Annotated in this window: 12 protein-coding genes; 8 read left to right on the top strand and 4 right to left on the bottom strand. The window is 58.9% G+C overall.

What is annotated here, in order from left to right; translation table 11 throughout:
* Positions 1–360: 360 nt before the first annotated feature.
* Both FBX99_RS27575 and FBX99_RS27570 read right to left on the bottom strand, forming a co-directional pair.
* Entirely contained in the window at positions 361–762 is a 402-nt protein-coding gene (locus FBX99_RS27575; RefSeq protein WP_145133635.1) for a type II toxin-antitoxin system HicB family antitoxin, read from the bottom strand.
* Between the two features lie 37 nt (positions 763–799).
* Positions 800–982 (bottom strand): type II toxin-antitoxin system HicA family toxin, encoded by a 183-nt coding sequence (locus tag FBX99_RS27570; protein WP_145133633.1) that lies wholly within the window; start codon positions 980–982, stop codon positions 800–802.
* A gap of 228 nt (positions 983–1,210) precedes the next feature.
* On the opposite strand from FBX99_RS27570, the gene FBX99_RS27565 reads away from it, so the two are divergent.
* Complete coding sequence (locus tag FBX99_RS27565) at positions 1,211–1,543, top strand: phage holin, lambda family (protein WP_145133631.1); 333 nt, start codon at positions 1,211–1,213, stop codon at positions 1,541–1,543.
* A gap of 56 nt (positions 1,544–1,599) precedes the next feature.
* On the opposite strand, the gene FBX99_RS27560 is transcribed toward FBX99_RS27565, so the two are convergent.
* Both FBX99_RS27560 and FBX99_RS29005 read right to left on the bottom strand, forming a co-directional pair.
* Complete coding sequence (locus FBX99_RS27560) at positions 1,600–2,028, bottom strand: hypothetical protein (RefSeq protein WP_145133629.1); 429 nt, start codon at positions 2,026–2,028, stop codon at positions 1,600–1,602.
* A gap of 92 nt (positions 2,029–2,120) precedes the next feature.
* Positions 2,121–2,285 (bottom strand): hypothetical protein, encoded by a 165-nt coding sequence (locus FBX99_RS29005; protein ID WP_178112103.1) that lies wholly within the window; start codon positions 2,283–2,285, stop codon positions 2,121–2,123.
* A 73-nt stretch (positions 2,286–2,358) separates the two neighbouring features.
* Between FBX99_RS29005 and FBX99_RS27555 the strand changes: the two genes are divergently transcribed.
* From FBX99_RS27555 to FBX99_RS27525, 7 genes are read left to right on the top strand one after another with little or no spacing between them, the layout of a single operon-like run.
* Positions 2,359–2,982 carry a putative metallopeptidase gene (locus FBX99_RS27555; protein WP_145133627.1) on the top strand — a complete coding sequence of 208 codons (624 nt, stop codon included), beginning with the start codon at positions 2,359–2,361 and terminating at the stop codon, positions 2,980–2,982.
* Between the two features lie 31 nt (positions 2,983–3,013).
* Positions 3,014–3,475, top strand: a complete 462-nt coding sequence (locus tag FBX99_RS27550; protein ID WP_145133624.1) for a DUF2280 domain-containing protein — start codon at positions 3,014–3,016, stop codon at positions 3,473–3,475.
* Positions 3,462–4,763, top strand: a complete 1,302-nt coding sequence (locus FBX99_RS27545) for a terminase large subunit domain-containing protein (RefSeq protein ID WP_145133622.1) — start codon at positions 3,462–3,464, stop codon at positions 4,761–4,763. The genes FBX99_RS27550 and FBX99_RS27545 overlap by 14 nt, the downstream gene beginning before the upstream one ends.
* The gene (locus FBX99_RS27540; RefSeq protein WP_145133619.1) at positions 4,760–6,220 is read left to right on the top strand and encodes a DUF4055 domain-containing protein; all 1,461 of its coding nucleotides are present in this window, start codon (positions 4,760–4,762) and stop codon (positions 6,218–6,220) included. Before FBX99_RS27545 ends, FBX99_RS27540 begins: the two co-directional genes overlap by 4 nt.
* Entirely contained in the window at positions 6,195–7,283 is a 1,089-nt protein-coding gene (locus tag FBX99_RS27535; RefSeq protein WP_145133617.1) for a minor capsid protein, read from the top strand. The genes FBX99_RS27540 and FBX99_RS27535 overlap by 26 nt, the downstream gene beginning before the upstream one ends.
* 38 nt (positions 7,284–7,321) lie before the next feature.
* Positions 7,322–8,032, top strand: coding sequence for a hypothetical protein (locus FBX99_RS27530; RefSeq protein WP_145133615.1), 711 nt, complete (start codon positions 7,322–7,324; stop codon positions 8,030–8,032).
* 11 nt (positions 8,033–8,043) lie between these two features.
* Positions 8,044–9,012: a major capsid protein gene (locus tag FBX99_RS27525; protein WP_145133613.1), complete on the top strand. Its 969-nt coding sequence runs from the start codon at positions 8,044–8,046 to the stop codon at positions 9,010–9,012.
* Positions 9,013–9,057: the final 45 nt, after the last annotated feature.

Raw genomic sequence — 9,057 nt, 5'->3', positions numbered from 1 at the left:
ACCGTCCAAGGCCAGGGCGGCCGAGGACAGTGAAGATTTCCAAAACTCGGTATCCGGTAGATCGTAAGGCCGCTCCGCTTAAGTGAACAGCATTAGGCCACTGAGCCGGGTTTTTTATTGCCTCAAATTCACCTGTAGCCAGGGCAGCCCTCGGGACGGCCTGGACGTCGATAGCCGGTAGTGCGGCGTACGGAAACAACACCGGCAGCCCGCGCACCTTGACCTCACATGCTTTCCGGGTGGCGCGAGACTTGAGCGGCGAGATCGATGCATTGGGGCGTCGACGCTGCGAAGGTCTTTGGCGGACGGCGTGGAAAGACACGCGCACCTATTCAGGGCCTCCGCATATACAGCGGTTTCTCACCGGCCCAGTTTTTCCATGGCTGCGTCAGCCAAGAATGACGAGCGACTCTTGATGTTGTGATCCCGGACGAAGCGGTCGATCTGCTGCACCACAAAGCCAGGAAGGGTCACGTTGACCTTCTCGGTTTTCCCCAGGTAGGGGGTAATGTCCAGTTCCAGCATCCCCCAGCCCATATCGGCAAACTCCGGATTGCTACGGTGATGAGCTGTCGCCGATGGCAGCGGGATTGGTTTGCCGCTCGACGCGATCTCTTCGAGCATGATGTTGGCAATCTCGACAGCAGAGCTGTAGGCCTCTTCGAATGTGTCGCCGGCTGTAATCGCGCCCGGGATGTCTGGAATCTGGATGCCGGTGGCGGTCTTCTCGTCGCCCCACTCGATGCAGATTGGATATTGCATGTGTATCTCCTCAGGAGGTGCAAGGGGTGAAGCCGGGTTACATCAACCCGGCTAGTTTCTTGATTGCCCTGACAGTTCCAATTGGTAGGTCTTTCTTGGGGTGTGGCACTGGAACTGTCTGGGGGTTGTTTGGATGTTTGAACATGTGATGGCTTCCTGTAACTCGATCTAGAACCCATCCAGCGGCTTCAAGCTCCTTTATCAACTGCCTGCTTTGCACCTCCATCTCCTTGTTTGCTTGATGGGAAAATTATAACCCTAGGCGCATAATTCGTCAACGGCGTTTGTGTGTCTGGAGTTATGATTTAACACCCTCGACATTGGTCTAGGCGTTCTGTTTTCGGCTTCCCGCTCTCATCGCTCCAGGCTGGATGAACTGCCGGAACTGATCCAAATCCGCAGGTTAAACCTGCACGAATCCATCACTCCCTGACGGGGAGGAACCGAGATGCCAAACATGCCAGACAAACCAGACACATGGGCGATAGCGTTTGCGTGGTTGAGCCAGCACTCGCCGATCCTCTATGCGGCTGCGCTGTCCTGCGCGATGGCCGTTCTGCGGATCACCTACGGTGGCGGCACTCGTCGCCAGATGCTGGTGGAAGGCGCCATCTGTGGCGGCCTGACCCTGACGATTATCAGTGGCCTGGACTTCTTCGGATTGCCGCAGAGCATGGCCACCTTCGCCGGGGGCTGGGTTGGCTTCCTGGGCGTGGAGAAGATCCGGAACATTGCGGATCGGGTGACTGACTTTAAGTTGCCGAGCCGGAAGGTTGAGTAAGTCGCGACACGTTTCGCGAATCAGCAAATTGTGTCGCGGTTGAGGATGCCTGTCTGCTAGATAGACAGGTCAGTTACGGTCTTTATCGCAATGCCGAACCCACGGCTTAGCGCTTCATTGGTGAGCGCTTTTAAAGATTCAAGAGTTCCGCTCTTTACGGCAGTTTGCAATTCGTCGCCAATGCTCTTTCCAGAAAGAACCGAAGGGGTACCCTTCAATATTTCAAGAGCTTTAGCTGTGAGGGTGCATTGTTGGAAATTATTCGTGCCCGCCCATATTGCTCGGTCTGAGATGTATCCCGAGTCAATCAGCCAGCGAACCGAGGCGTTAAAAAATGATGTGTCAATGTCTGCCTCTTCCCCGGTTGAACTGAACACTTCATGAAATTCCATGATGTCCAGGCTGGCGGGAATTGGAAAGCGCTCGTACAGCTTTGCAAAGATTAGCCCCGTAAGCTGATCAAATGTTTCGATGTTGCCAGTCACTGCTTCGCTCCGATTGTTGGTGGTGTGCCGCAGGTGAGTGCGGCACGGGAGGATCACTTCACTTTAAGCGCATCTTGGATCTTGTCTGCGTACTAGGAGAGATGGAAAAACTCAGATTTAAGGTTTACATCAGAACCCCCAGCAGCTTTGGCGGCAATCGCCTCAAGCGCCGCGGCGACTGCGTAAGCGCGCTTTACGTTCGGAGTGAGATCTGCGTTCGCGGCGTTTAATACTGATGCGTTGATCGTTGTGGACATGTTGCTTTCCTTGCGTTGAGTTGAACCCAATCAATACCGGCAACTCGCCACTATTTCAAGCTCAAGGTGATTCATGGAAAGGCCATACCCTCCATTGTCGTTGGTTGAGCTGGCCGAGATGTCCGACTTCGGCATCCGCCTGACACCAGCGCCAGAAGTGTGGGAATGGCTCCAAGCCGAGATCCTTGCCGACACGGGCAGCATCCACAACGAAGACCATGGTCACCTGATCGACGCCGACGTGCGGGTCATATGGGCATCATCAGCATTCGAGAAGCAGGGCCGCACCGTCCTGGGCCAAGCCGAGCAGATAGCGTTCCGGGCCGGCGGTTGGCAGAAGGCCCGGATGGAGCAACAGATGCGTGATTGGTTCGGCGAAGTGCCGGCTTTCATCATCACCCTGGCTGCCGACTACTGCGCCCAGTGCAGCGACCTGGAGTTCTGTGCGCTGATAGAGCACGAGCTTTATCACCTGGCCCACGCCAAAGACAAATACGGTCAGCCAGCCTTCACCCAGGACGGCGCCCCGAAGATCAAGCTCCAGGGGCATGACGTCGAAGAGTTCATCGGTGTGGTCCGCCGCTACGGTGCGAGCCCTGACGTTCAAGCGTTGGTAGATGCTGCAAACAGTCCTGCTGAGGTGGGGAAATTGAACATTGCGAGGGCCTGCGGAACCTGTCTGCTCAGATTGGCCTGACCCCTGACAGACCCAAGACGGAATTTACCCTATGGCAGCCCTGAACAATGAGGTGAAAGGCTTCATCGTTCAGGCCTTGGCATGCTTTGACACTCCCTCTCAAGTTGCAGCCGCTGTCCGGGAGGAATTCGGGATTGAAGTGAGTCGTCAGCAATGCGAGGCCCAAGACCCAACGAAGCGCGCAGGCCGTGACCTGGCGAAGAAGTGGGTGGCCCTGTTCCACGACACCCGAAAGCGCTTTCGCGAAGAGACGGCCGAGATCCCCATCGCCAACCGAGCGTATCGATTGCGGGCCATGAACCGGTTTGTCGAGCGGGCAGAGTCGATGAAGAACATCGGCCTTGCCATGCAGATCTTGGAACAGGCCGCCAAGGAAGTCGGCGATATCTACGTGAATCGCCAGCGGAAGGAAGAGCCAGACGATGAGCCGGCTATTCCGACCCGTATCCAGGTCGACGTAGTGGATGCGAGGAAACCGAATGCCGAGCCTTAATGTTCCCCAGTCTCAGTTCCTCACGCTTCCCCACAAATTCCGTGCGTTCGTTGCCGGGTTCGGCTCAGGCAAGACTTGGGTGGGGTGCTCGGCGCTGAGCAAGCATTTCATGGAGTGGCCTGGCGTCAATGCTGGCTACTTCGCCCCGACCTACCCGCAGATCCGGGACATCTTCTATCCCACCATGGATGAGGTGGCTTACGACTGGGGGCTGAAGACAAAGATCAACCAGGCGAACCATGAGGTTCACATTTACAGCGGCCGGCAGTCACGCGGCACTGTGATATGCCGCTCGATGGAGAAGCCGCAGACCATTGTCGGCTTCAAGATCGGTCACGCCCTGGTGGATGAGCTGGACGTGCTGACCGCAGTCAAAGCGCAGCAGGCCTGGCGCAAGATCATTGCCCGTATGCGGTACAACCTGCCCGGGCTGAAGAACGGGGTGGACGTCACCACGACGCCTGAGGGCTTCAAGTTCGTCTTCCAGCAGTTCGTGAAGCAGCTGCGCGACAAGCCTTCACTGAAGGATATGTATGGCCTGGTTCAAGCCAGCACCTTCGACAATGAGCTGAACCTGCCGGACGACTACATCGAGTCGCTGATGGAGTCGTATCCGCCACAGTTGATCCTGGCTTACCTGAAGGGCCAGTTCGTCAACCTGACGTCCGGGACGATCTACACGGCGTATGACCGCAAGTTGAACCAGTGTTTCGACACCGTGCAGCCTGGCGAGCCGCTGTTTATCGGGATGGACTTCAACGTCGGCAAGATGGCAGCGATCACACACGTCAAGCGTGACCAGGGGCTGCCCAGGGCGGTTGATGAACTGATTGATGGCTACGACACGCCTGACATGATCCGGCGGATCAAAGAGCGGTATTGGCAGCACGACGGCAACGACTTCAAGAAGGCGTGCGAGATCAGGATTTACCCGGATGCTTCGGGCGACTCGCGCAAGTCCGTAAACGCCAGCATCACCGACCTTGCCATGCTCAAGCAGGCCGGGTTCGCGGTCATCGCCCCGGCGGCAAACCCGCCAGTGAAGGACCGCATCAACGCAATGAACGCCATGTTTTGCAATGCGCAAGGCGAGCGCCGCTACCTGGTCAATCCATTTACCTGTCCGACCTACGCCGATGGCCTGGAACAGCAGGTTTGGGGGGCGAACGGGGAGCCAGACAAAACCGCCGGTATCGATCACGCGAACGACGCTGGCGGCTACTTCATCCACCGCGAGTACCCGATCATCAAACCGGTCACCGCAATGAAAATGGGGGTCGCTCGATGACGGACGTCACTTTCACCCGTCCCGAGTACACGGCGGCACAGTACCGCTGGCGCTTGGTGCGCGACGTCTGCAAGGGCTCGGAAACGGTAAAGGCTGCCGGCGATTACTACCTGCCCAGGCCGAATGCCTCGGACAAGTCCCAGGACAATCGCGACCGGTATGACGCATACAAGAAGCGCGCAGTGTTCTACAACGCCACCGGGCGCACGAAACACAGCCTGGTGGGCGCAGTGTTCCGTACCTGGCCGACATTGACCGTTCCCGGAGCACTCGACTATGTGTCGAAGGATATCGACGGACAGGGCGTCAGCATCTACCAGCAGTCGCAGTCGGTCATCGGGCATTTGCTTGAGGTCGGTCGTCACGGCCTACTGGTCGACTATGCCGCTGTTGAGTCTGGCACCGTAAGCAGGGCCGACGAGCAGGCGGGGCGCGCCCGCGCAAACGTCGCCAGCTATCCAGCTGAATCGATCATCAATTGGAAGACGCGCCAGGTTGGCGGTCAGCACATGCTGAGCCTGGTTGTGCTGCGCGAAAAGGTCGATGTCGACACTGACGACGGCTTCGGCAGTGAGCAGGTTGTGCAGTATCGCGTGCTGCGCCTGGATGCCACTGGCGTGTATACCCAGGAAGTTTGGGAAGAAGGCTCCAGCAAGACGGAGATGACGGTGGCACCTTTCGCTCCGCTGAACGGTTCCGGCCAGCGCTGGCGGATCATCCCGTTCCAGTTCCTGGGCAGCGAGAACAACGACACCAGCATCGACGACTCCCCACTGTACGACATGGCCGAAGTGAACATCGGGCATTACCGGAACAGCGCGGATTATGAAGAGGCAGCTTACTTGGTGGGCCAGCCGCAACCGTGGATGTCCGGCCTTGATGAGCAGTGGCGCGACCACCTCGAAAAGGCGGGGATCTTCCTGGGCTCCAGGGCGCCTTGGCTGCTCCCTGTGAATGGCGCATGTGGCGTATGGCAGGCGCAACCCAACACCGTAGCCAAAGAGGCAATGGACGCCAAGAAAGAAGACATGGTGTCACTCGGGGCCCGGTTGATCGAGCGTGGTAGCGCGGTGAAGACCGCCACCCAGGCTGACAACGACAGCGCCGCCGAACACAGCGTTCTCTCCCTGGTAGTGAGCAACGTCAGCGAAGCGTACAGCCAGTGCCTGGCTTGGATGGCCGAGTTCGTGAATGCCCCCGGCGAAGTGGTCTACAAGCTCAACCAAGACTTCAGCCAAATCACTCTGGACGCAACGATCCTTGCGGCGCTGTTCAACGCAGTACAGGGCGGCAAGCTGCCGGAAGGCGACTTCTGGCAGTACCTGCGTGATCGCGGCGTGATCAATGCAGAGAAAACGGACGACGAAATCCGGGATGAGCTGGAAGCGCAAAGCACTGGGCCAGCCCTGGACGACACTGAGGTAATTCCGAATGGCGGCAAACCAAGCAATCCTTGACGCCACCATCCGGCATGCGGTGTTCCTTGAGCAACTGAAGTCAGGGGAGGTGGCGAAGTTCGCGCCCTTTCTCAAGGAGATCGACCGTTCGATCCGTGAGCGACTGACCCGGACGGACCTGACGGAATACACCGTCGCGCGCTTGGAGCGGCTGCTGAGCGAGGTTGATAGCCTACTGCTGGGCATCTTCGACCGGTACAGCGAGAAGCTGAATCTCGACCTGGTGGACATCGCCAATTACGAGGCCGAGTTTGAAGCGACCAGTTTGACCCGGGCGGCACCGGTGGGCGTCACCTTCGACGCGGCGGTGCCAGGTGCTGCTGCAATCAGGGCGGCAATCCTCACCAATCCGCTCAGTGTGCGCGGCGCTGATGGCGGGAAGCTGCTCAAATCGTTCATTGATGGCTTCACCGCTACCGAACGGCAACGCCTCACAGGCGCGATCAGGCAGGGCTTCTTCGAAGGCCAGACGAATTTCCAGATCATCAAGAATATCCGGGGCACCAAGGCGCTCCAGTACAACGACGGCATCCTGGCCACGACCAACCGCAACGCTGGCGCCATTGTGCGCACGGCAGTGCAGCACGTCGCCACCCAGGCGCGCATGGAGACGCTGAAGGCGAATTCCGATGTCGTGCCGGCGGTGGAGTGGGTCAGCACGCTGGATTCGAAGACGACCAGCCAATGCCGGACGCTTGATAAGCACCGGTTCAAGCTGACCGAGGGGCCGAGGCCGCCGATCCACATCAATTGCCGTTCGACGGTGGTGGCGGTGACGCGCTTCAGCGTCTTGTTCTCCAAGGACGCCACGCGGGCATCCATCGGTGACGCTGGCGCCCAGCAGGTGAGGGCAGACCTCAGCTATTACGAGTGGCTACAGCAGCAGCCGGCAGCGTTTCAGGACAAAGCCATCGGCCCGGTCCGCGCCAAGCTATTCCGCGAGGGCGGCTTGAGCATTGAGCGCTTCTCCGAACTGCAGCTTGATCGCAACTTTTCACCTCTGACCCTTGTACAGATGAAGGCTCTAGAGCCTCTGGCGTTCGAGCGGGCAGGCATCAAATAGCAGGCAGGGCCTGCATCTACGTCTCTGGGAGACAAAAAATGGGTTTGAAATATCAGCTGGACACTCTGGAAGGGGTGGATGACACCGTGCGCGCGCTTTACACCGAGAAGGACGGAAAGTTCGTACTCGGTATTGAAGGACTGCCACAGCCTGAAGATGTATCCGGCCTGAAAGCCAAGGTTGATGAGCTGCTCGGCGAAAAGAAAGCGGCCGAGAAAAAAGCGCGAGAAGCCGAAGAGGCTGCGCGCCTCGAGCGTGAAGAGCTCGCTCGCAAGTCGGGCAACGTCGAAGAACTCGAAAAGTCCTGGTCCGAGAAGTACAGCAAGCGCGAGGCCGAGCTGAGTGCAATGTTGGAGCAGGAGCGCGGCACGCTGAGCACGCAGATCCGGGATCTGACCGTGGGCCGTACCGCTACTGACATCGCGTCTGCCCTGGCAATTCCAGGCAGCGCCAAAGCCCTGTTGCCGCACATCGAGCGCCGTTTGAGCGTCGAACAGCGGGATGGGAAGCCTGTCGTGGTCGTTCTCGACCAGCAGGGCAAGCTCTCGGCGGCAACGCTGGACGAGCTGAAAGCAGAATTCGCAAACGACTCGGCCTTCGCGCCGTTGATCGCGGGTAGCAAGGCATCAGGCGGCGGGGCTGCTGGTGCTGGAGGTGGCGGCGGGGCCGCAAAAGGAAAAATCGGCGGCACCAAAGAGGAACGACAGGCCGCGATCGCGAGCCGGTTCCCGGATCTCCCTCAATCGTAAGGAAATAACTCATGTCCCTGTCGCAAATGCAGGTTTTCAACCAGTACATCATGCCGGCGACTCTCGAGACGCTGGATCAGTACCTGGCTGCTTTCAACGCCGCAAGCCGTGGCGCAATCGTGCTGTCCCCGGATGGCTTCACCGGCGACTTCCTCCAAGAGTCGTTCTTCCAGACCCTGGCCGCTGCTCAGCGCCGCGTGGATCGCTACAGTGCCAACGGCGCCGTGGCTGCAACCGACCTGACCGAACTGAAGAACACTTCGGTGAAGGTTGCCGGTGGCTTCGGTCCGATCCGCTACGAGCCATCGCAGATGACCTGGCTGGAGCGTCCGACTGCGCAAGGCATCGAAGTCGCCAGCCGTGCGTTCGCTGAGATCCTGCTGAAGGATCAGTTGAACACCGCGATCGCCGCTCTGGTTGCAGCGATCACCGCACAAGCCGCCGCGGTTAACGATGTGTCGGCAACCGCAGGTATCACTTACGCTGGCCTGAACAACGCTCACGCGAAGTTCGGCGATGCAAGTCAGAACCTGGTCACCCAGGTGATGCAGGGCACCAGCTACCACAAGTTGGTAGGCCAGAACCTGGCGAACCAGCAGCAGCTGTTTCAGGCGGGCAACGTTCGTGTGGTGGACATCCTCGGCAAGGTCTCCGTTGTGACTGACGCCCCAGCGCTGATGCAGGCCGGCACCCCGAACAAGGAAATTATCCTGTCCCTGGTTCAAGGTGCAGCGCTGGTCCACGACGGCCGCGACATCATCAGCAACGTCCAGACCACCAACGGCAAGGAGCGTATCGAAACCACTCTCCAGACCGATTACACCTTCGGCCTGGGCCTGAAGGGTTACACCTGGGACACCACCGCCGGCGGCAAGTCCCCAACCGACGCCGAACTGGCGACCGGCACCAACTGGGACAAGACCGCCACCAGCATCAAGCACACCGCCGGTGTGGCTCTGATCGGTGATGCCTCCAAGTAACCCCTGATAGCTGAGCCGGGCTTCTCGCTCGGCTGAGCGAGGACA

This window comes from Pseudomonas sp. SJZ074 (genome assembly GCF_007828215.1).
In the GTDB taxonomy this organism is placed as follows: domain Bacteria; phylum Pseudomonadota; class Gammaproteobacteria; order Pseudomonadales; family Pseudomonadaceae; genus Aquipseudomonas.
Note: the sequence above shows the minus strand (reverse complement) of the source record. Positions and strands in the feature narration are given on the sequence as shown.